The organism is Bosea sp. RAC05, assembly GCF_001713455.1.
Classification (GTDB): domain Bacteria; phylum Pseudomonadota; class Alphaproteobacteria; order Rhizobiales; family Beijerinckiaceae; genus Allobosea.
In genome coordinates this window covers 2,632,171-2,653,041 of record NZ_CP016464.1, presented here as the reverse complement: position 1 = coordinate 2,653,041, position 20,871 = coordinate 2,632,171, and the positions used below count along the sequence as shown (strand labels likewise).

Annotated in this window: 19 protein-coding genes; 11 read left to right on the top strand and 8 right to left on the bottom strand. The window is 68.1% G+C overall.

Features of this window, described 5'->3' with window-relative positions; all coding sequences use genetic code 11:
• Positions 1 to 19: 19 nt before the first annotated feature.
• Positions 20 to 1,513 (bottom strand): leucyl aminopeptidase, encoded by a 1,494-nt coding sequence (locus tag BSY19_RS16050; protein ID WP_069055017.1) that lies wholly within the window; start codon positions 1,511 to 1,513, stop codon positions 20 to 22.
• A 150-nt stretch (positions 1,514 to 1,663) separates the two neighbouring features.
• On the opposite strand from BSY19_RS16050, the gene lptF reads away from it, so the two are divergent.
• The 5 genes from lptF to rsmA are packed head-to-tail and all read left to right on the top strand — an operon-like array spanning position 1,664 to position 8,462.
• On the top strand, positions 1,664 to 2,857 hold the full coding sequence (gene lptF, locus BSY19_RS16045) for an LPS export ABC transporter permease LptF (RefSeq protein ID WP_236840374.1): 1,194 nt from the start codon (positions 1,664 to 1,666) through the stop codon (positions 2,855 to 2,857).
• Positions 2,857 to 3,945, top strand: a complete 1,089-nt coding sequence (gene lptG, locus BSY19_RS16040) for an LPS export ABC transporter permease LptG (RefSeq protein ID WP_069055016.1) — start codon at positions 2,857 to 2,859, stop codon at positions 3,943 to 3,945. Before lptF ends, lptG begins: the two co-directional genes overlap by 1 nt.
• 58 nt (positions 3,946 to 4,003) lie before the next feature.
• A complete protein-coding gene (locus tag BSY19_RS16035) occupies positions 4,004 to 6,541 on the top strand; it encodes an LPS-assembly protein LptD (RefSeq protein WP_083247929.1) in 2,538 nt (845 codons plus the stop codon).
• Between the two features lie 41 nt (positions 6,542 to 6,582).
• The gene (gene pdxA, locus BSY19_RS16030) at positions 6,583 to 7,617 is read left to right on the top strand and encodes a 4-hydroxythreonine-4-phosphate dehydrogenase PdxA (protein WP_069055014.1); all 1,035 of its coding nucleotides are present in this window, start codon (positions 6,583 to 6,585) and stop codon (positions 7,615 to 7,617) included.
• Positions 7,614 to 8,462, top strand: coding sequence for a 16S rRNA (adenine(1518)-N(6)/adenine(1519)-N(6))-dimethyltransferase RsmA (rsmA, locus tag BSY19_RS16025; protein ID WP_069055013.1), 849 nt, complete (start codon positions 7,614 to 7,616; stop codon positions 8,460 to 8,462). The genes pdxA and rsmA overlap by 4 nt, the downstream gene beginning before the upstream one ends.
• Positions 8,463 to 8,471: 9 nt before the next feature.
• Here rsmA and gmk read toward each other — a convergent pair whose 3' ends face one another.
• From gmk to fabD, 7 genes are all read right to left on the bottom strand, one after another.
• Positions 8,472 to 9,116: a guanylate kinase gene (gene gmk / locus BSY19_RS16020; RefSeq protein ID WP_069055012.1), complete on the bottom strand. Its 645-nt coding sequence runs from the start codon at positions 9,114 to 9,116 to the stop codon at positions 8,472 to 8,474.
• 6 nt (positions 9,117 to 9,122) lie between these two features.
• On the bottom strand, positions 9,123 to 10,004 hold the full coding sequence (locus BSY19_RS16015) for a YicC/YloC family endoribonuclease (RefSeq protein ID WP_069055011.1): 882 nt from the start codon (positions 10,002 to 10,004) through the stop codon (positions 9,123 to 9,125).
• Positions 10,005 to 10,126: 122 nt separating this feature from the next.
• Positions 10,127 to 11,500 (bottom strand): endolytic transglycosylase MltG, encoded by a 1,374-nt coding sequence (gene mltG / locus BSY19_RS16010; RefSeq protein WP_069055010.1) that lies wholly within the window; start codon positions 11,498 to 11,500, stop codon positions 10,127 to 10,129.
• A gap of 196 nt (positions 11,501 to 11,696) precedes the next feature.
• A complete protein-coding gene (gene fabF, locus BSY19_RS16005; protein WP_069055009.1) occupies positions 11,697 to 12,968 on the bottom strand; it encodes a beta-ketoacyl-ACP synthase II in 1,272 nt (423 codons plus the stop codon).
• Positions 12,969 to 13,022: 54 nt separating this feature from the next.
• On the bottom strand, positions 13,023 to 13,256 hold the full coding sequence (locus BSY19_RS16000; protein ID WP_056797969.1) for an acyl carrier protein: 234 nt from the start codon (positions 13,254 to 13,256) through the stop codon (positions 13,023 to 13,025).
• A 256-nt stretch (positions 13,257 to 13,512) separates the two neighbouring features.
• A complete protein-coding gene (gene fabG, locus BSY19_RS15995; protein ID WP_069055008.1) occupies positions 13,513 to 14,250 on the bottom strand; it encodes a 3-oxoacyl-[acyl-carrier-protein] reductase in 738 nt (245 codons plus the stop codon).
• A gap of 42 nt (positions 14,251 to 14,292) precedes the next feature.
• Positions 14,293 to 15,228 carry an ACP S-malonyltransferase gene (fabD, locus tag BSY19_RS15990; protein ID WP_069055007.1) on the bottom strand — a complete coding sequence of 312 codons (936 nt, stop codon included), beginning with the start codon at positions 15,226 to 15,228 and terminating at the stop codon, positions 14,293 to 14,295.
• 326 nt (positions 15,229 to 15,554) lie between these two features.
• Between fabD and rpsF the strand changes: the two genes are divergently transcribed.
• The 6 genes from rpsF to alr all read left to right on the top strand — a co-directional run bounded on the left by rpsF (position 15,555) and on the right by alr (position 20,789).
• On the top strand, positions 15,555 to 16,013 hold the full coding sequence (gene rpsF / locus BSY19_RS15985; RefSeq protein WP_067990871.1) for a 30S ribosomal protein S6: 459 nt from the start codon (positions 15,555 to 15,557) through the stop codon (positions 16,011 to 16,013).
• Between the two features lie 3 nt (positions 16,014 to 16,016).
• Positions 16,017 to 16,262 carry a 30S ribosomal protein S18 gene (gene rpsR / locus BSY19_RS15980; RefSeq protein ID WP_038367644.1) on the top strand — a complete coding sequence of 82 codons (246 nt, stop codon included), beginning with the start codon at positions 16,017 to 16,019 and terminating at the stop codon, positions 16,260 to 16,262.
• A 156-nt stretch (positions 16,263 to 16,418) separates the two neighbouring features.
• Entirely contained in the window at positions 16,419 to 17,381 is a 963-nt protein-coding gene (locus BSY19_RS15975; RefSeq protein WP_069055006.1) for a hypothetical protein, read from the top strand.
• Positions 17,382 to 17,441: 60 nt separating this feature from the next.
• The gene (gene rplI, locus BSY19_RS15970; protein ID WP_069055005.1) at positions 17,442 to 18,005 is read left to right on the top strand and encodes a 50S ribosomal protein L9; all 564 of its coding nucleotides are present in this window, start codon (positions 17,442 to 17,444) and stop codon (positions 18,003 to 18,005) included.
• A 169-nt stretch (positions 18,006 to 18,174) separates the two neighbouring features.
• Positions 18,175 to 19,662 carry a replicative DNA helicase gene (locus BSY19_RS15965; RefSeq protein ID WP_069055004.1) on the top strand — a complete coding sequence of 496 codons (1,488 nt, stop codon included), beginning with the start codon at positions 18,175 to 18,177 and terminating at the stop codon, positions 19,660 to 19,662.
• A complete protein-coding gene (gene alr, locus BSY19_RS15960; protein WP_069055003.1) occupies positions 19,659 to 20,789 on the top strand; it encodes an alanine racemase in 1,131 nt (376 codons plus the stop codon). Before BSY19_RS15965 ends, alr begins: the two co-directional genes overlap by 4 nt.
• Positions 20,790 to 20,871: the final 82 nt, after the last annotated feature.

Below are 20,871 nucleotides of genomic sequence, written 5' to 3'. Positions count from 1 at the left end.
GCGACGCTGCCAAATCGATTCAGGCCTCGTAATGCTCCGCCACCAGCCGGTCGAGCAGGCGCACGCCCCAGCCCGGCCCCCAGGAGCGGTTGATCTCGCTGTCCTTGGCACCCATGCCGGTGCCGGCGATGTCGAGATGCGCCCAGGGCGTGTCGTTGACATGGCGCTGCAGGAACTGGGCGGCGGTGATCGAGCCGCCATGGCGGCCGGCGGCATTCTTCATGTCGGCGAATTTGGAATCGATCATCTTGTCGTAGGCCTTGCCGAGCGGCATGCGCCAGACCGTCTCGCCGGTGGCCTTGCCGGCTGCCGAGAGCCGGTCCGACAGTTCGTCGCTGTTGGTGAAGAGGCCGGCATGCTCCTGCGCCAGCGCGACCAGGATCGCGCCGGTCAGCGTCGCCAGGTTGATCATGAAGCGCGGCTTGAAGCGCTCCTGCGTGTACCAGAGCACATCCGCCAGCACGAGGCGGCCTTCGGCGTCGGTGTTGATGATCTCGATGGTCTGGCCCGACAGCGAGGTGACGATGTCGCCGGGGCGCTGGGCGTTGCCGTCCGGCATGTTCTCGACGAGACCGATGATGCCGATGGCGTTGACCTTGGCCTTGCGGGCGGCGAGCGCATGCATCAGCCCGACGACGCAGGCCGCGCCCGCCATGTCGCCCTTCATGTCTTCCATCCCGGCACCGGGCTTCAGCGAGATGCCGCCGGTGTCGAAGGTGACGCCCTTGCCGACGAAGGCGACCGGCTGGACGCTCTCCTTGGCGCCGTTCCAGCGCATGATCGCGACGCGGCTCTCGCGCCGCGAGCCCTGGCCGACGCCGAGCAGCGCGCGCATGCCGATCTTCTTCAGCTGCTTCTCGTCGAGGATCTCGATCTCGACACCGAGCTTGGCGAGCTTGGCGGCGCGGTCGGCGAACTCCTCGGGGTGGAGGACGTTGGGCGGCTCGTTGACGAGGTTGCGCGCGATCTCGACACCGGCGGCGACCGCCTCGGCCGCCTTCAGCGCCTTCTTCGCCACCGCCGGATCGGGCAGGCGCAGCGTCACCGCAATCGGCTCGGCTTCCTCGGGCTTGCGGCTCTTGGTCTTGTACTGGTCGAACACATAGGCGCGCAGGCGCAGGCCGAGCGCGATGTCTGCGATCTGGCCCGCCTCCAGCGCTCCCTCAGGCAGCGCCAGGATCACGTCGGCGCTGCGGCCATGGCCGAGCTTGCCGGCGATCGCGCCGCCGAGCTTGACGAAATCGAGCTCGCCGCGTTCGCCCTCAGGTCCCACGCCGATGGCGATGAGACGCTCATAGCCGGCTCCCTCGGGGGCGAGCAGCGTCAGAGCGGAGAAGGCCTTGCCCTTGAAGCGCTCGACGGCCGCCGCCCGCGCCAGCCAATCGCCGGTGCCCCGGCCCAGCCACTCCTGGGCGAGCGCGGCGGGAGCCAGCGTGTCCGACAGCAGGATCACGAGGTCCTGCCCCCCGATCGCTTGCAGGGCTTTGATCTCGAGCTTCAGGCGTTGCGACATGGAGGGCTCACGATGTTGCGAGACGAGCGAAACGATGCGGCCGCAAACGATTCCCGTTTGCGCCATGATTGCGCCTATACCATACGGTGTTCTCCGCGAACCACCAGCGCCGGGGCTGCGCCCCATGCCGCCCCATCGGAAAAGCCAAGCGTGCTGCTTCAGCGTCTCGACCGCTATATCCTGAAGATGGCGACGATCGCGGCTATCGTGCTGCTGATCGGTCTGACCAGCGTGATCTGGGTCACCCAGGCCCTGCGCGAGGTCGATCTCATCACCGGCAAGGGCCAGACGGTCCTGATCTTCTTCACCGTCACGCTTCTGTCGCTGCCCGCGCTGATCGCCGGCATCGCGCCGGTCGCGCTGTTCATGGCGACGCTGTACACGCTGAACCGGCTCAACAGCGATTCCGAGCTCATCGTCATGAACGCGGCCGGTGTCGCGCCCCACCGCATCACCCGCCCCTTCATCGTGCTGACGATCGCGGTCTCGCTGCTCGTCGGCTGGATGACGCTCTCGGTGATGCCGACCGGGTTCCGGATGCTGCGCGACCTGATCACGCTGATCCGGGCCGATTTCGTCGCCAACGTCGTCAAGGAAGGGCAGTTCGTGGCGCTCGATTCCGGCGTCACCTTCCATTATCGCGAGCGCTCGGGCGACGCGCTGGTCGGCATCTTCATGCAGGACCGGCGCGACCCCAACCAGCCCTCGATCTACATCGCCGAGCGCGGCCGCACGGTCGATGTCGACGGCAACAGCTTCCTGATGCTGGAGAAGGGCACGATCCAGCGCGAGACCAAGAACACGGATACGAGCTCGATCATCTCCTTCGAGCGCTATGCGCTCAATCTCTCCGCCCTGTCCGGCGACACGACGGGTGGAGCCGGCGAAGGCGATGGCGACAAGGCCGTCTACAAGCCCCGCGAGCGCTCGACCTGGCAGCTCCTCAACCAGGATCCGAACGAGACCTACTACAAGTTCCAGGCCGGCCGGTTCCGCGCCGAGCTGCACAACCGCCTCTCGGCGCCGCTCTATCCGATGGCCTTCATGCTGATCGCCTTCGCCTGCATCGGCGAGGCGCGCACGACGCGACAGGGCCGTGCCTTCGCCATCCAGTCCGCCATCCTGATCGTCGCGGCCACGCGCATCGGCGCCTACATGGCCTGGACGGCGAGCGTCCGCTCGCCCCTGGCGGCTGCGATGCTCTACATCCTGCCCGTGGCGGCGATCGTCGTGTCGACCGCGGTCATCCTCTACGGCCAGACGGTGAGGCCGCTTCTTGCCCGCGCGGCGGCGCCGCTGCTGCTGCCGTTCTCGGCGCTCTCGGCCCGTTTCAGGCGCGCCTGATGCTGCTCGTCACGACCTTCGGGCGCTACCTCACCAAGCAGTTCACGCGCTCCATCCTGGGCGTGTTCGGGACGTTCTTCTTCCTGATCGGCACCCTCGACTTCGTCGAACTGATGCGGCGCGCCGGCGACTCACCCGCCGCTACGACACCGCTGATCGTCCAGCTCGCGCTGTTCCGGGTGCCGAGCGTGGCCGAGCAGATCTTTCCCTTCGCCGTGCTCTTCGGCGGCATGTTCGCCCTGCTGACCCTGAGCCGGAAGCTCGAGCTCGTCGTCGCCCGCTCGGTCGGCGTCTCGGCCTGGCAGTTCCTGCAGCCGGCGGCGGTCGTCGCCGGCACGATCGGGCTGGTGTCGATCCTGGTCTACAATCCCGTCGCCGCCGAGCTGAAGCGCAAGGCGACCGCGCTGGAGACGCGGCTCTTCGTCCGTGGCGCGCAGACGAGCAACGCGCCCGAAATCTGGCTGCGCCAGCGCAGCGTCGACGGGCAGGCCATCATCCGGGCCGCCGGTTCGCTGCCGGACGGCAACGGCCTGGCCCATGTGGCGATCTTCAGCTTCTCGCCCGGCGGCGGATTCAGCGAGCGCATCGATGCTCGCGAGGCCGTGCTGCGCGGCGGCTATTGGGAACTGTCGGACGCGCGCGTGATCTCCGCCATGGAAGAGCCACAGAGCTACAAGACCTATCTGTTCGCGACGACGCTGGAGCCCGAGCAGGTGCGGCAGAGCTTTACCCCGCCCGAGGCCGTCGGGTTCTGGGCCATGCCCGCCGTCATCGAACGGACCCAGCGCGCCGGCCTCGATACCACGCGCTATGAACTGCGCTATCAATCGCTGATGGCGCGCCCCCTGCTGCTGGTCGCGATGGTGCTGGTGGCCGCATCCGTTTCCTTAAGATTTTTCAGGTTTGGTGGGGTGACCAAACTGGTGATAGCTGGTGTCGCTGCCGGCTTCATGCTGTATGTTGCGACGCAGCTGTCGGAGGAACTGGGCTCGTCCGGAATCGTCAATCCCGTGGTCGCAGCCTGGCTGCCCGCCACGATCGGGGCGATGCTGGGCGCGCTTGCGCTCCTTCACCAGGAAGACGGGTAGAACGTACTGTGCCTATGGTTAATTTAGGATTGAGCGTATGGTTCCGGGCGTGAAACGCATGGCTCGATATGCCGCGGCGACCGCCCTCGCCACGAGCCTCGCCTTCGTCCTGGCCTCGGCCGGGAGTGCCTTCGCGCAGACGCCGACCCCCGCCAAGCCGCAGGACCGGATGGTCGTCGATGCGCGCGAACTCGTCTACGACAACGACAAGAAGACCGTTTCGGCCGTCGGCGACGTGCAGATCCTCTATCAGGGCCGCACGATCGAAGCCGACAAGGTCACCTATGACCAGGCCGGAAAGCGCGTCGTCGCGGTCGGCAACGCCCGCATCACCGAGGCCAACGGCACGGTCATCACCGGCGACCGCTTCAATCTGACCGACGATTTCCGCGACGGCTTCATCGATTCGCTGCGAGTCGTGAACCCCGACCGGACGCGCTTCACCGCGCCGCGCGCGGAACGCACCGACGGCGAGACCTTCATCTTCGAGAAGGGCATCTACACCGCCTGCGAACCCTGCAAGGAGAATCCCGAGCGGCCGCCGCTCTGGCAGGTCCGCTCGGCACGCATCATCCACAAGAAGGCCGAGCAGACGATCTATTACGAGGAGGCGCGGCTGGAATTCGCTGGCGTCCCGCTCGCCTACATCCCCTACATGTCGGGGCCGGATTCGACGGTGAAGCGGAAGTCGGGCTTCCTGTCCCCCAAATTCCTGAATACCGGGCCGCTCGGCTATGGCATCGGCCTGCCCTACTTCCTGAATCTCGCGCCCAATTACGATCTCACGATCACCCCGACCTATCTGAGCCGGCAGGGCCTGCTTGGTCAGGTCGAGTGGCGCCACCGCCTGATGAACGGATCCTACACGATCCGGGCCTCGGGCATCTTCCAGCAGGAGAAGGAAGCCTTCCTCGCCGCGCCGCTGGGCGCGGGCGACGACACCTTCCGCGGATCGGTCCAGACCAACGGCAGGTTCTTCATCAACCCGCGCTGGACCTTCGGCTGGAACGCGTCAATGTCGACGGACCGGTGGTTCTACAAGAACTACCGCATCCTGAACGAGAGCGTGAGCGCGACCACCTATCTCCAGGAAGCGATCTCGACCGCCTATCTCAACGGACAGACCGCGACCGGCTGGTTCGACATGCGCGGCTACTATTTCCAGCCGCTGACCTCGACCGACTGGCAGAAGCAGCAGCCCGTCGTCCTGCCGGTTATCGACTACAACAAGCGGGTGCACAAGCCGAGCTTCCTCGGCGGCGAGATCACCATCAACGCCAATGTCACGCATCTGACGCGCGATGCGGCGGCGTTCTCGCAGCTGCCTCGCCAGACGAACTTTCTTTACACTGGCACGACCAGCACCAATGTCGGCTATTCGCTGTACGACGGCTGCGCCGTCTACCAGAAGAACACCTGCCTCGTGCGCGGGCTGGCGGGCAACATGGCCCGCGCGACGGCGGAGGTGTCCTGGCGGCGCAACATCATCGACCCGCTGGGCCAGGTCTGGACGCCTTACGCCTCCGTGCGGGCCGACATCTTCTCGGTCAATCCTGACACGACCGGCTATCCGAATTCCAACGTCCGCACGATCGTCGACACCTCCGACGAGGTCTTTGGCCGGGCGATGCCCGCGATCGGCCTGATGTACCGCTATCCGTTCGTCGCCAAGACGTCCTGGGGCACGCATATCATCGAGCCGGTGGCGCAGATCGTCGCGCGCCCGAACGAGACCAACAGCCTGCGCGTCGCCAACGAGGACTCGCAGAGCCTGGTCTTCGACGCGAACAACCTGTTCGAGTGGAGCGGCAAGTTCTCGGGCTATGATCGCGTCGAGGGCGGGACGCGCGCCAATGTCGGTGCGCTCTATACCGGGCGCTTCGGTAAGGAGGCCTTCGCCAACCTGCTGCTCGGCCAATCCTACCATCTGGGCGGGCGCAACTCCTTCGCGACCGGTGATCTCGTCAATACGGGCCTCGATTCGGGCCTGCAGACCGACACCTCCGACATCGTCGCGCGCGCGCAGTTCTCGCCCATGGCCGGACTGTTCTTCACCGGTGCGACGCGGTTGAACTCGACCACCTTCGAGGCGCAGCGCATCGATGCGGCGGCGACCTATGCGACGAGCGTGGTCACGGCCTCCGTCGGCTATGGCCGCTACGAGCCGCAGCCTAACCTCGGCATCTTCCGGCGCCGCGAGGGTCTCTCGCTCAACGGCTCGCTCCTGGTGACGCCGAACTGGCGCCTGCGCGCGGGCGTCCTCTTCGACCTCGACAAGTACAAATACGACCGCGAAATCCGCATCGCCCAGTACACCTCCTGGCTGGCCTCGCCGACTACGATCGCGCAGCCGCGCTATGTCGATTCCCGTCTGATGCAGACCGCCGCGACCTCGTTCGGCATCAACTACACGGATGAGTGCACGGTGTTCGACGTCAGCTATTCGCAGAGCTATGCGGACCGCCAGACGGGCGCGACCAAGGACACCAGGACGGTGATGTTCCGCCTCGAACTGCGCACGCTGGGCGAACTCAGCTACTCGCAGAACCTCGACGGATCGACCGTCGGCGACGGCGTCACCTCCTCCACCCGCTGATCTCGCGATAGACAGCGGCGCGGCGGCGAGAGGGAAGCCCGATGCGCTCGCAGGCCTCCACGCCTCTGCCGCCTCTCGCCCTGACTCAGGGCGACCCGGCGGGGATCGGTCCCGAACTGGCCCTCTCGGCCTGGCTGAGGCGCGATGTCGATGCGCTGCCGGCCTTCGCCTGCATCGCTGACCTCGAACACCTCGGACGGCTGGCGCGGCGGCTTGCCCTCGACGTCCCCCTCATCGCGAGTGACTGGGACCAGGCCTCGGGCCATTTTCCCGATGCGCTGCCGGTGATCCCGCTCGATGGGGCGCTGGCGGTCGAACCGGGCCGTCCCGACCCCGCCACGGCTCCGGGAACGATCCAGTCGATCACCCGCGCCGTCGCGGCGGTGCGAGCCGGACAGGCCGCAGCCGTGGTCACAAATCCGATCGCCAAGTCGGTTCTCTACGCGGCCGGCTTTGCCCATCCCGGACATACCGAGTTCCTGGCGCATCTGGCGGCGGATGGCGGGCCTGTGCCGCTGCCGGTGATGATGCTGTGGTGCGATGAGCTCGCCGTCGTCCCCGTGACGATCCATATCCCGCTGCGGCGCGTGCCGGACCTGCTGACGACGGAGCTGATCGTCCAGACCGCGCGGATCGTGACGGACGGCCTGCGCCGTAGCTTCGGCATCGACGCGCCGCGCCTGGCGCTCAGTGGTCTCAACCCCCATGCGGGCGAAGGCGGAGCGCTCGGCCATGAGGACGACGCGGTGGTTCGACCCGCGATCGCGGCGCTGCGGGCCGAAGGCATCGACGCGTCCGGCCCCTACCCAGCCGACACGATGTTCCATGCCCGGGCGCGGGCCGGCTATGACTGCGCTCTGGCGATGTATCACGATCAGGCGCTGATCCCGATCAAGACGATCGCCTTCGACGAGGGCGTCAACGTCACGCTCGGCCTGCCCTTCATCCGCACCTCGCCCGACCACGGCACCGCCTTCGACATCGCCGGCCAGGGCATCGCGCGGCCCGACAGCCTGATAGCGGCGCTCCGGCTCGCCGCCCAGATGGCGGCGCAGCATCGACGGATACCGGCATGAGCCAGATCGACACCCTGCCGCCGCTGCGCGAGGTGGTGGAGCGCCATGGGCTGATGGCGCAGAAGTCGCTCGGCCAGAACTTTCTCTACGACCTGAACCTGACCTCGCGGATCGCGCGCTCGGCCGGACCGCTGGAGGGCGAGACCGTGGTCGAGATCGGGCCCGGGCCCGGCGGGCTGACGCGGGCGCTGCTGGCCGCCGGCGCCGGCCGCGTCATCGCCATCGAACGCGACCGGCGCTGCCTGCCGGCGCTGGAGGAGATCGCCGCGCATTACCCCGGCCGGCTGGAGGTGGTCGATGGCGACGCACTGGCGGTCGACCTGTCGACGCGGCTCGGCGGCGGGCCAGCGCGGATCGTCGCCAACCTGCCCTACAACATCGGGACGCCGCTGCTCGTCGGCTGGCTCAGCCCCGAGGCCTGGCCGCCCTGGTGGACGTCGCTGACGCTGATGTTCCAGCGCGAGGTGGCCGAGCGCATCGTCGCGACGCCCGAACAGCGCGCCGACTATGGCCGCCTCGCCGTGCTCTGCAACTGGCGCTGCGAGACGAAGATCCTGTTCGACGTGCCGCGCAGCGCCTTCGTACCACCGCCCAAGATCACCTCCGCGATCGTGCAGTTGTTGCCGCGCGCGGAGCCGGAGCCCTGCGACCGCCGCCTGCTCGAGCGGATCACGCTCGCCGCCTTCGGGCAGCGCCGCAAGATGCTGCGCCAGAGCCTGAAGGCCGTGCTGCCGGAGCCCGGAGACTGGATCGAGGAAGCCGGGCTCGTGCCGACGGTCCGCGCCGAGGAGGTGCCGGTCAGCGGTTTCGTGCGTCTGGCACAGACCCTGGCACCACGACTCTGACGCCGGGGCTCAGGGCAGCTTTTCCGAGAGCAGGCCGTTGACGAACTCCGACAGCCCGGTCGCGCGCTCGCGCTTGAGGCGTTCGGCCGTGAGGATCGCCTTCACCGATTCATAGGCCGCCTGGAGATCGTCGTTGATGATCACGTAGTCGTATTTGTTCCAGCGGGCGATCTCGTCGCGGGCATTGCCGAGGCGCTTGGCGATGACGTCCGGCGCATCCTCCGCCCGCCGCACCAGGCGCGAGCGCAGCTCGGCCATCGAGGGCGGCAGGATGAAGATGGTCACCACGTCGGCCCGCGCCTTGGCCACGATCTGCTGCGTGCCCTGCCAGTCGATGTCGAAGAGCACGTCGCGGCCGGCGGCGAGCGAGGCCTCGACCTCCTTGCGTGGCGTGCCGTAGCCGTTGCCGTGCACCTCGGCCCATTCGAGCAGATCGTTGTGCTGCTTCATCTGGTCGAAGCTCGGCCGATCGATGAAGCGGTAATGTACGCCGTCGATCTCGGAGGGGCGCTTGGCGCGGGTCGTCACCGAGACCGAGAGATCGAGGTTGTTCTCGGTCTTGAGATTGCGCGTGAGGGTCGACTTGCCCGCGCCCGACGGCGAGGACAAGATCAGCATCAGCCCGCGACGGGCCGGGCGCGCGACGTCGGCCATCAGCACTCACTCCACATTCTGGACCTGCTCGCGCATCTGGTCGACGACCGTGCGCAGTTCGAGGCCGATGCGCGACAGGCCGGCATCGCCCGCCTTGGCGCAGAGCGTCGAGGCCTCGCGGCCGAACTCCTGCGACAGGAAATCGAGCTTGCGGCCGATCGGGCCGCCCTGGTCGAGGAGCAGACGCAGCGCCGCGATATGGGCGTTAAGGCGGTCGACCTCCTCGCGGATGTCGGCCTTGACGGCGAGCAGGGCCGCCTCCTGGTGCAGGCGCTGCGGGTCGAGCGCCTGGCTCGCCTCCAGCAGCAGCCCGACCTGGGCCGCGATGCGCTCGCGGATCGCATCCACGCCGCGCGCCGGATGGGTTTCGGCGTCCGTCGTCAACCGCGCGATGGTGTCGAGATGGCCGCGCAGCACCGCCTCCAGGGCCCGCCCCTCGCTGGCGCGGGCCTCCTTCAGGCCGGACACGACCTCCTCGAGCCCGGCCAGGACCGGCTTCTCCACCACGGTGAGCGTATCCTCGCCCTCCTCGGCGAGTTCGACGACACCGCGAATGGCGAGCAGGCCGTCATAGGAGGGCGGGGTCACGATGGCCGACGCCGGCAGGCGCTCGACGGCCTGCAGCAGCGCGGCCAGAGCAGCCTCGTTGATGCGCGGGCGCGGCGGGCCGGCATCGCTGGTGACCTGCAGATTGACGTGCAGCGTGCCACGCGAGAAGGCGCCGGTCAGGCGCTTTCGGGCCGCCTCGGCGAGCACCTCGAGGCCCGGCGGCACGCGGACGCGAATGTCGAGGCCACGGCCGTTGACGCTGCGGATCTCCCAGGCGAAGGCATGGATGCCCACCGTCCCGGCCGCCCGGGCGAAGCCCGTCATGCTCTCGATCGCCACGCTGGTTCGCCTCCGCCCCTTTGACGCGGCCGGACCGTAGTGGCGGGTCGGGCGGGGGGCAAGCGCGCCGTCGCGCCGCTTTCAGGAAACTGGGGACGGATCAACCGATGGGGTCTGCGGCATCAGGGGCGCAGCGCAGGGACCTGCTTGGGCGAGTTCAGGTCGAAGGTCTTGTTCAGCAGTGGATCGCGCGGCGTCCCTTCCGACGCATCGAAGGCGCGCACGCGACCGCCGGCCAGCGCGGCACCCTGCGGCAGCTGTCCGGCCGCCGCGCGGCGATTGCCCGGAGCGGGCCAGGTCTCGATCGCCTCGCCATCGGCCGGCTGCTGCGCGGGCGCCTCGGAGCGGGTATCGGGCGACGGCGGCGGCTCGACCTTGTCGACGGAGGCCTCGGCCGGCGGCTTGCCCGGCTCGCGCCTGACCGCCTCGATCTGGCGCCAGCGCCCGACATTGCGATTGTGCTGCTCCAGCGTCTCGGCGAAGGCGTGGCCACCGCTGCCGTCGGCGACGAAATAGAGGTCCTTGGTGCGGGAGTGGTTGACCACGGCCTCCATGGCCGCACGGCCGGGATTGGCGATCGGCCCCGGCGGCAGGCCGTCGATGACATAGGTGTTGTAGGGCGTCGCCTGGGTGATCTCGCTGCGCAGGATCGAACGGCCGAGCGTGCCCTTGCCGCCGACGATGCCGTAGACGATCGTCGGGTCGGACTGCAGCTTCATGCGGCGGTTCAGGCGGTTGATGAAGACGCCGGCGACGCGGGGACGCTCATCGGCGCGGCCGGTTTCCTTCTCGACGATCGAGGCGAGGACCACGAGTTCCTGCGGCGTCTTGATCGGCAGGTCGGCCGGGCGGCGCTCCCAGATGCGGGCCAGGACCGCGCGCTGGTCGCGGGTCATGCGGTCGATGATCGCCTGGCGGCTGAAGCCGCGCGGAATCCGGTAGGTATCGGGCAGGATCGAGCCTTCGCGCGGGACCTGGATGATGTCGCCCGTGAGCAGTTCGTTCTCGCGCAGCCGCGCCACGATCTGCTCGCTCGTCAGGCCCTCGGGGATGGTGATCGAGTGCTCGACGACCTTGCCCTCGGCGATGATGTCGAGAATGTCCGCCTGGCTGGCGCGGGCCTTGAACAGGTACTCGCCGGCCTTGAGCTTGGTCCAGTTGCCGCTGGTCAGCGCCGAGACGCGGAAGACCCAGGGGTGTTCGATCATGCCCTCGCGCTGCAGCAGGTCGGCGATCTCGGCGAGGCCGCTGTCCTTGGGGATGATGAGGACCCGGTCGCTGGCGAAGGGCCCTGGTGCGCGGCTCTGGCTGGAGACCACGGCGATGCCGGCGCCGGCGAGCCCGCCGACCACCAGCAGGGCCGTGAAGAGGCCGCTCATCATCGCAATGAAGGGGCTCCGGCGGCGACGGCGGGCCTTGGGCGGCGGCGCCGGCGGGGCCACCGGCTTCAACGCCTCGCTGGGGCTCTTGGGGGCGACGCGGGGCGAATGATTCACAGCTGTCGTGCTCGCACTTGAAACTTCATCACTGCACGCCACCCCGCCCGACGGAACGACCGGTGGACCGGACGACTCCGAGGGACCGCGCACGCCATAAAACCGGATTCACGCCGGCTGCGAAAGCAAATTCACAGTCCAGCAGCTGCGGTGCACTCTACGCAAGAATATGGCGAAAGCGCGCAGCCGCGCCCCGTCAGGTGCCTTCGACGTAGCGCCGCATGACCAGCGACGCGTTGGTGCCGCCGAAACCGAAGGAGTTCGACAGGACGACGTCGATCGTCCGCTTCCGCGCGACATGCGGCACGAGGTCGAGATCGGTCTCGACGGAGGGGTTGTCGAGGTTGATCGTCGGCGGCGCGACCTGGTCGCGAATGGCGAGAATGGCGAAGATCGCCTCGACGGCCCCGGCCGCCCCCAGAAGATGTCCGGTCGCCGACTTGGTCGAGGACATCGCGGGCTTGCGCGGCGCATTGGCGAGCAGGCGTTCGGCGGCCCGCAGCTCGATCTCGTCCCCCAGCGGCGTCGAGGTGCCATGGGCGTTGATGTAGTCGAGTTCGGAGGCGGAGATGCCGGCGCGCTCGAGCGCGGCGCGCATGCAGCGATAGGCGCCGTCGCCATCCTCGGCGGGCGAGGTGATGTGATAGGCGTCGCCCGACATGCCGTAGCCGACGACCTCGGCATAGATCCGCGCGCCGCGCGTCAGCGCATGCTCGAGATCCTCCAGCACGACGATGCCGGCGCCCTCGCCCATGACGAAGCCGTCACGATCGCGATCATAGGGGCGGGACGCCTTCTCGGGCGTGTCGTTGAAATCGGTCGACAGCGCGCGGCAGGCACAGAAGCCGGCAATGCCGAGACGGTTGATCGCCGATTCGGCCCCGCCCGCGACCATGACCTTGGCATCGCCCAGCGCGATCATGCGCGCGGCGTCGCCGATCGAATGCGCGCCGGTCGAGCAGGCGGTGACGACGGAATGGTTGGGGCCCTTCAGACCATGCTCGATCGAGACATAGCCGGCGGCGAGGTTGCTGAGGCGGCCGGGAATAAAGAAAGGCGAAAGCCGGCGCGGGCCGCGCTCCTTGAGCAGGATCGACGCCTCGTAGATGCCGCCGAGGCCGCCGATGCCCGAGCCGATGGCGACACCGGTCGCGATCTGGTCCTCATAGCTCTCGGGAGCCCAGTTCGCATCCGCCAGGGCCTGCTTGGCAGCCGCCATGGCGAAGACGATGAAATCGTCGACCTTGCGCTGCTCCTTGGGCTCCATCCACTGGTCGGGATCGAAGGTGCCGTCGGAGCCGTCGCCGCGCGGAATGCTGCAGGCGATCCGCGCCGGCAGATCGCTGCAGTCGAAGGTCGTGATGGGGCCGGCGCCACTGGCGCCGGCGAGAATGCGAGTCCAGGTCTGTTCGACGCCGCAGGCGAGCGGACTCACCATGCCGAGGCCGGTCACGACAACGCGTCGCATCGGAAGACTGCGTGAAACCATGGCTCTTTCAGCGACGATCGACCGAGCGGCCGATCAGGCGGACTTCGACAGGAACTTGACGGCGTCGCCGACGGTCACGATCGTCTCGGCGGCATCGTCCGGGATCTCGACGCCGAACTCTTCCTCGAAGGCCATCACGAGTTCGACGGTGTCGAGGCTGTCCGCGCCCAGGTCCTCGATGAAGTTGGCGCCTTCCACGACCTTCTCAGGCTCGACGCCGAGATGCTCGACCACGATCTTCTTCACGCGCTCGGCGACATCGCTCATGGGTCTTTTCCTTAAAGCTTAAAACACGCCGCGCCGATCCGCGCTGCGTAGAGGGGCTGTCACTCCTGGCTCCCGCGGCACCCAGACGGTGCCGACGGGCCGGAACTCGAAGCCTGCACAAACGCAACAACCGGGTTCCCGTCAAGTCCCCCGGATCCCGCATCGCGGCCCGACGGCGCTAGTTAACACAGCCGATCTTGGCTGGCGAGTACGTCGGCGGGACTCTCGAAGTCTTCCAGAAACCGCGACAACCTCTTCAGATCATTGTCATTCCACCGTTGACATGAAGCGTTTGCCCGGTGACGTAACCGGCTTCGGTGCTGGCGAGATAGGCCACGGCCGCCGCCACGTCGTCACCCGAGCCCAGGCGCCCCATCGGCACGTCGGCGAGGATGCCCTCGCGCTGCTTTTCGTTGAGCGCCTGCGTCATCGGTGACTCGATGAAGCCCGGTGCCACGACGTTGACGGTGATGTTGCGGCTGGCGACCTCGGCGGCGAGCGCCTTCGACATGCCGATCAGGCCGGCCTTGGAGGCGGCGTAGTTGCCCTGCCCCGGATTGCCGGTGGTGCCGACGACCGAACCGATCGAGATGATGCGGCCATAGCGGCGGCGCATCATCGACTTCACGGCGGCGCGCGAGAGGCGGAAGGCGGCGGTCAGGTTGATGGCGATGACGCTGTCCCAATCCTCATCCTTGAGCCGCAGGAAGAGGTTGTCCTTGGTCACGCCGGCATTGTTCACGAGGATATCGAGACCACCGAGCTTCTCCTCGGCGGCGGGCACCAGGGCCTCCACCGACTCCTTGTCCGCCAGGTTGCAGGGCGTGACGACGGCCCGCTCGCCGAGTTCGGCGGCGAGGGCCTCGAGCGCCTCGGCCCGCGTCCCCGACAGCGCGATGGTGGCGCCCTGTGCATGCAGCCTGCGCGCGATGGCGCCGCCCAGCCCCCCGGTGGCGCCGGTGACCAGCGCCTTCTTGCCCGTCAGATCAAGCATCGTCTCTCCCTTTTCGGCTTTCTGCCGTTCTCGCGTGCCCTTTCAGGGCTTGTAGGCCGATACGTCGTCCGCCGTGCCGACCGAAAGCGGAGTAGCACCCGGCGCGATGCGCTTCACCAGCCCGGCCAGGACCTTGCCGCTGCCGAGCTCGACGAATCGGTCGACGCCAGCGGTTGCCATCGCCTCGACGCATTCGCGCCAGCGCACCGTGCCGGTGACCTGGGCCACGAGCGAGGCGCGAATGGCCTCGACATCGCTCAGCGGCGCGGCGCCGACATTCGCCATCACGGGGACGACGGGAGCGTGCATGGTCACCGTGGCGAGGGCCGCGCGCATGGCTTCGGCCGCCGGCTGCATCAGGGCACAGTGAAAGGGCGCCGAAACCGGCAGCAGCATGGCCCGGCGAACGCCCCGCTCGCCGGCCAGGACGATGGCGCGATCGATCGCGGCCTTCGCGCCGGAGAGCACGACCTGCCCGCCGCCATTGTCGTTGGCCGCCTCGCAGACGTCCCCCTGAGCGGCATCGGTGGCGATCGCGCGGGCGAGATCGAGGTCGGCCCCGAGCAGCGCCGCCATGGCGCCCTGCCCCGGCGGCACCGCCTTCTGCATGGCGTCGCCGCGGATTCGCAGCAGGCGCGCGGCATCGGCGATGCTGAAGGTGCCGGCCGCCGCTAGGGCTGAATACTCGCCCAGCGAATGGCCGGCGACGAAGGCAGCGTCCCGCTTCAGATCCAGACCCGCCTCCGCTTCCAGCACGCGCACCACAGCGAGGCTGACCGCCATCAGGGCGGGCTGGGCATTGGCGGTCAGGGTCAGCTCGTCGGCCGGACCCTCCCACATCAGCGTCGAGAGCTTCTGCGACAGCGCCGCATCGACCTCTTCGAAGACCGCACGCGCGGCAGCGAAGGAATCGGCCAGGTTCTTGCCCATGCCCACGGCCTGTGAGCCCTGGCCCGGAAAGATGAAGGCGGTCGTCATGACGGTCGGCCCCGGATTTCAAACGTTTTGAGCGATTTCACGGCGCTGTCACACTGCCTTGGATGCCAAGTCAAGCGCCGAAAGGCTTCGGAGCCCGTTCCAACCGCGCCGATGCCCCGATTTCGGTTGCATATCGCGGCGTCACACTGTAACGACCGCCTCCTGTTTGTTCGGCCGGAGGCTGAACGGATGGCAGCGCTCGCGCTGCAGGTTCCGGTGGGAACCGTCATCCCGTGTCTCCGCCTTCGATGAAATCCTGTCGGGCCTGTTCCAGGGCTCGAAGGGCTCCGCGCCGGGCGAAACAGGGTGAAACGGAAAGGCCAACCATGGCATTGTACGAGCATGTTCTGCTCGCGCGGCAAGACGTCAGCGCGCAGCAGGTCGAGGCCCTTGTCGAGACGTTCAAGGGCATCATCGAGGCGAATGGCGGCTCGGTCCCCAAGGTCGAGTACTGGGGCGTGAAGTCCCTGGGCTATCGCATCAAGAAGAACCGCAAGGCGCATTATTCGCTGCTGAACATCGACGCTCCCGCCGCGGCGGTCGCCGAGATGGAGCGCCAGATGCGCATCAACGAAGACGTTCTGCGCTTCCTGACCGTCCGCGTCGAAGAGCTCGAGGAAGGCCAGTCGGCCATGCTCCAGAAGCGCGACCGCGACGATCGTGGTGATCGCGGCGACCGCTTCGACCGTCCCGGCGGCGGCGACCGCTTCGACCGCGGCCCGCGTCGTGACCGTCCGCGGCGCGACGACGAAGCTGCTCCTGAAACGACCGGCGCGGAGGCCTGAGCCATGTCGACTGCATCTGCCGGCGCCCGCCGCCCCTTCTTCCGCCGCCGCAAGTCCTGCCCCTTCTCGGGCGAGGGCGCTCCGAAGATCGACTACAAGGATGTGCGCCTGCTCTCGCGCTACATTTCCGAGCGCGGCAAGATCGTGCCGTCGCGCATCACGGCCGTCTCGGCCAAGAAGCAGCGCGAGCTCGCCCAGGCGATCAAGCGCGCCCGCTTCCTCGGCCTGCTGCCCTACGTCATCCGCTGAGCGGACCTGAACACCCCGGCGGCGATCGTTCGCCGCCGGGGTTCCTTCACTGAACCAGTCGCCCCGTGGTGAGACTCCACCGGGTTCGTTGAGGCGGGACGCCTCTCACCCTGCCCGGCCCGCACGGCCGGAAGCAGCGGGACAGCAGGACGAAGCATGACCCAGGCCGTCGGCATCGGCGCAGGCCTCGTAGCGGCACTGCTCTTCTCCGTGGTGATCACCGGATCGCCGCTGGCGGTGCTGTTGTATTCGGCCGCCCCCCTCCCGATCCTGATCGCCGCGCTGGGCTGGAACCACCGCGCCGGCCTCTATGCCGCCGGCACCGGTGCGCTCGCCGTCTCCGTCGCGCTGACCCTGCCGGCCGGACTGGCCTTTGCCGCGATCATCGCGCTGCCGGCCTGGTGGATCGCATATCTCGCTCTGCTCGCACGCTCGGACGAGACCGGACCGGTCGAATGGTACCCGCTCGGGAACCTGATGATCTGGGTCGCCGGCACGGCGACCCTGGCCAGCGTCGCCAGCGCGCTGGTGATGACGACGGACTACGACACCTACCGTGCCGTGATCGCGCGGATGGTCGAGAATCTCCTCGCCGAGATGGTGCGCAGCAAGATGCTGACCCTGCCGGCGGGCGTGACCCAGGCCGAAATGGCCGCCAATGTGACGCCGCTTCTGGTGCGCGCCGTGCCGCTCGGCATCGGGGCCTCGGTCGTCACGACGATCACCGCCAATCTCTGGCTGGCCGCCAAGACCGTGCAGCTCTCGGGGCGGCTGCCGCGGCCCTGGCCGTTCATTCCCTCGACGACACTGCCGCGTTCGGCGCTCGTCCTGCTCGTGGCGGGGCTGGTGACGGCGGGGCTGGACGGCTTCGTCGGGCTGGCGGGTGTCGCGCTGATCGGCGCCCTCTTCGCCGCCTTCATGTTCTCCGGCCTGTGCATGCTGCACGACCTCTCGCGCGGCCAGGCCTGGCGCACGCCCATGCTCATCAGCGTCTATGTCGCACTCGTCGTGATGCAGGCCGTGCTGACGCCGCTGCTGGCACTGGCCGGCATGGTCGATTCCCTTCTCGGCCTGCGCAAGCGGGCCGCGATGCCTCCCCCGCCCCCTCCCGGGAGCTGAGGGCGCCCGCCCCGGTTCCAAGAGCTTTCGAAGACATCAACCCTCAAAGGAGACAACACCATGGAAGTGATCCTGCTCGAACGCGTCGCCAAGCTCGGCCAGATGGGCGACGTCGTGCGCGTCCGCGACGGCTTCGGCCGCAACTACCTGCTCGCCCGCGGCAAGGCCCTGCGCGCCACCGAAGAGAACAAGAAGCGCTTCGAGAGCCAGAAGATCGAGCTCGAGACCCGCAATCTCGAGCTGAAGTCGGAGGCCGAATCGGTCGCCGAGACGCTCGACGGCCTGAGCGTCGTGATGCTGCGCCAGTCGGGCGAGTCCGGCGTGCTCTACGGCTCGGTCTCGACCCGCGACATCGCCGATGCGCTGATCGGCGAAGGCTTCCATGTCGCCCGCAGCCAGATCACGCTGAACGCGCCGATCAAGACGCTGGGCCTGCACACGGTCCCGGTCGTGCTGCATCCGGAAGTCGCGGTGAAGGTCACGGTCAACGTCGCCCGCTCCGCCGAGGAGGCCGAGCGCCAGGTGCGTGGCGAGAACGTCACGGCCCGCGAGGAATTCGACCTCGACGATCTCGGCCTCGAGGTCGGCGCGGCGCTGGCGGAAGCCGGCGAGGACGACCGCTGAGCGCTTCGACTCGGCACGACATGTCAAGGGCGCCGCGGTCACGCGGCGCCCTTTTTCGTGACGGCCTGTGCAAAGGCGTGGATCGTCCAATCGCTGCTGGCGCGATCCGTCAGAGTGGTAGAGTAAGCGCAGAGTCGGACAGCCGCAGACCCGAGACATTCGCGCCCTCATGGCCACAGCAACCGCCCTCGTCACACGCCTCGAAACCCGCGAGGCCGAATACCGCGTCCAGCCGCACAACATCGAGGCGGAGCAGGCGCTGCTGGGGGCGGTGCTGGTCAACAACGACGCGTTCTACCGCGTCTCCGACTTCCTGCTGCCGGACCATTTCTTCGAGCCGATCCACCAGCGCGTGTTCGAGCTGACGGCGAGCCTGATCCGGGCGGGCAAGATCGCGACGCCGATCACGCTGAAGACCTTCGTCGGCGAACTCGACCTCGGCGGCATCACCGCCTCGCAGTATCTCGCCCGGCTCGCCGCCGAGGCGACCACGGTCATCAATGCCGGCGATTACGGCCGCACGATCTACGAGCTGGCCATCCGCCGCCAGCTGATCGGCGTCGGCGAGGATCTGGTCAACGTCGCCTATGACGCGCCGGTCGACATGCCGCCGCGCGAGCAGATCGAGGAGGCCGAGCGCAAGCTCTACGAACTGGCCGAAAAGGGCCGCTACGAGGGCGGCTTCCAGAAGTTCGACACCGCGCTCTACACCGCCATCGACATGGCGGCGAACGCCTATCAGCGCGCGGGCGGGCTGTCGGGCATCTCGTCGGGCCTGCGCGACCTCGACCAGCGCATGGGCGGCCTGCAGCCGTCGGACCTGATCGTGCTCGCAGGCCGCCCGGCCATGGGCAAGACCTCGCTCGCCACCAACATCGCCTTCAACATCGCCAAGGCCTGGCGCGGGGAACGCCAGACCGACGGCACGATCAAGACGGTCGATGGCGGGATCGTCGCCTTCTTCTCGCTCGAAATGTCGGCCGACCAGCTCGCGACGCGCATCGTCGCCGAGCAGTCGGGCATCTCCTCCTACAAGATCCGGCAGGGCCGCATCACCGAGGCCGAGTTCGCGCGGCTGACCGATGTCGCCGCCCAGATCGAGAAGCTGCCGCTCTATATCGACCAGACCGGCGGTATCTCGATCGCCCAGCTCGTCGCCCGGGCACGCCGCCTCAAGCGCCAGAAGGGGCTCGACGTCCTGTTCATCGACTACCTCCAGCTCCTTTCCGGCTCGGCCAAGAACGGCCAGAACCGCGTGCAGGAACTAACCGAGATCACGACCAGCCTGAAGGCGCTCGCCAAGGAGCTGGCGGTGCCGATCGTGGCGCTCTCGCAGCTCTCTCGTCAGGTCGAGAGCCGCGACGACAAGCGGCCGCAGCTCTCCGACCTGCGCGAATCCGGCTCGATCGAGCAGGACGCCGACGTGGTGATGTTCGTCTATCGCGACGAGTACTACCTCAAGGGCAAGGAGCCGCGCCCCGGCACCGAAGAACACAACAAGTGGCAGATCGAGATGGAGGCCGCCCATGGCGTGGCCGAGCTCATCATCGGCAAGCAGCGCCATGGCCCGACCGGGGCGATCGCGCTGCAGTTCGACGCCGAGGTGACGCGCTTCTCCGATCGCGCCGACGACATGCGTCTCCCGGACCGCGAATGAGCCCCTTCGACACGCCCGACGCCGAAACCTGCGGCACCATCCTGACGATCGACCTCGGCGCGCTCGTCGCCAACTGGCGTGCGCTCCAGACGCGGGCCGGAACGCAGGCGGCCGCCGTCGTCAAGGCGAACGCCTATGGGCTCGGCATCGAGCCGGCTGTGACCGCGCTCGCCGCCGCCGGCTGCGAGAGCTTCTTCGTCGCCCATCTCTCCGAAGGCGTCAGGGCCCGCGCGGTGGCGCCGGATGCCACCATCTACATCCTCAACGGCCTGCTGCCCGGCAGCTGCGGCCGCTACGCCGAGCATGATCTGTCGCCCGTTCTCGGCTCTGCGGAGGAACTGCAGGAATGGGCGGGCTTCCGCGCCGGCGGCGCGCGGGTCAGGCCCGCGGCGCTGCATCTCGACACGGGGATGAACCGACTCGGCCTCTCGGCGGGCGGCAATGCGGATGCCGTCTCGGCGCTCAAGAACGAGATCGACGCGGCCGGCATCGGGCTGGTGATGAGCCATTTCGCCGCCTCGGAAGACGAGGCGGACCCGGCCACTGCACGCCAGATCGCGGCCTTTGCCGCCATCGCCGCCGCGCTGCCCGGCATCCCGGCCTCGCTGAAGAATTCCTCGGGGCATTTCCTGATGGATTGCCCCTCCTACCAGCTGACACGACCCGGCTATGCGCTCTACGGCGGCAATCCGACGCCGGGCCGGCCTAACCCGATGCAACCCGTCGTGGGGCTAACCTCGCGCATCCTGCAGCTGCGCGACGTCCAGGCCGGCACGCAGGTCGGCTATAATGGGCGCTGGACCGCCAAGCGCGACAGCCGGCTCGCCACGATCTGCCTGGGCTATGCCGACGGCTACCCGCGCAATGCGAGCGGAACCGACGCCAGCCCGGGCGGTAGCGCGATCGTCGATGGCGTGGTCTGTCCCTTCGTCGGCACGGTCTCGATGGATCTGGTCATCATCGACCTGACGGATCTGCCCGCGGCATCAGTGAAGCGGGGCGATCCGGTCACGCTGATCGGCGGCCCGCTCGATCTCGATGCGGTCGGTTCCGGCGCGAAGACGATCGGCTACGAGATCCTCACCAGCCTCGGCCGGCGCCATGCGCGGCGCTATGTCGGGGTGTGAGGTGAGCGGGCCATCGAGCGTCATGCTCGGGCCTGACCCGAGCGTCTCTGGCCCGTCATTCTCGGGTCTTCGCTCCGCTTCG

Coding starts and splice junctions, on each gene's coding strand:
- BSY19_RS16050 (WP_069055017.1), bottom strand. CDS start 1,513: ATGTCGCAACGCCTGAAGCTCGAGATCAAAGCCCTGCAAGCGATCGGG.
- lptG (WP_069055016.1), top strand. CDS start 2,857: ATGCTGCTCGTCACGACCTTCGGGCGCTACCTCACCAAGCAGTTCACG.
- BSY19_RS16035 (WP_083247929.1), top strand. CDS start 4,004: ATGGCTCGATATGCCGCGGCGACCGCCCTCGCCACGAGCCTCGCCTTC.
- pdxA (WP_069055014.1), top strand. CDS start 6,583: ATGCGCTCGCAGGCCTCCACGCCTCTGCCGCCTCTCGCCCTGACTCAG.
- rsmA (WP_069055013.1), top strand. CDS start 7,614: ATGAGCCAGATCGACACCCTGCCGCCGCTGCGCGAGGTGGTGGAGCGC.
- gmk (WP_069055012.1), bottom strand. CDS start 9,116: ATGGCCGACGTCGCGCGCCCGGCCCGTCGCGGGCTGATGCTGATCTTG.
- fabF (WP_069055009.1), bottom strand. CDS start 12,968: ATGCGACGCGTTGTCGTGACCGGCCTCGGCATGGTGAGTCCGCTCGCC.
- BSY19_RS16000 (WP_056797969.1), bottom strand. CDS start 13,256: ATGAGCGATGTCGCCGAGCGCGTGAAGAAGATCGTGGTCGAGCATCTC.
- fabG (WP_069055008.1), bottom strand. CDS start 14,250: ATGCTTGATCTGACGGGCAAGAAGGCGCTGGTCACCGGCGCCACCGGG.
- fabD (WP_069055007.1), bottom strand. CDS start 15,228: ATGACGACCGCCTTCATCTTTCCGGGCCAGGGCTCACAGGCCGTGGGC.
- rpsF (WP_067990871.1), top strand. CDS start 15,555: ATGGCATTGTACGAGCATGTTCTGCTCGCGCGGCAAGACGTCAGCGCG.
- rpsR (WP_038367644.1), top strand. CDS start 16,017: ATGTCGACTGCATCTGCCGGCGCCCGCCGCCCCTTCTTCCGCCGCCGC.
- BSY19_RS15975 (WP_069055006.1), top strand. CDS start 16,419: ATGACCCAGGCCGTCGGCATCGGCGCAGGCCTCGTAGCGGCACTGCTC.
- rplI (WP_069055005.1), top strand. CDS start 17,442: ATGGAAGTGATCCTGCTCGAACGCGTCGCCAAGCTCGGCCAGATGGGC.
- BSY19_RS15965 (WP_069055004.1), top strand. CDS start 18,175: ATGGCCACAGCAACCGCCCTCGTCACACGCCTCGAAACCCGCGAGGCC.
- alr (WP_069055003.1), top strand. CDS start 19,659: ATGAGCCCCTTCGACACGCCCGACGCCGAAACCTGCGGCACCATCCTG.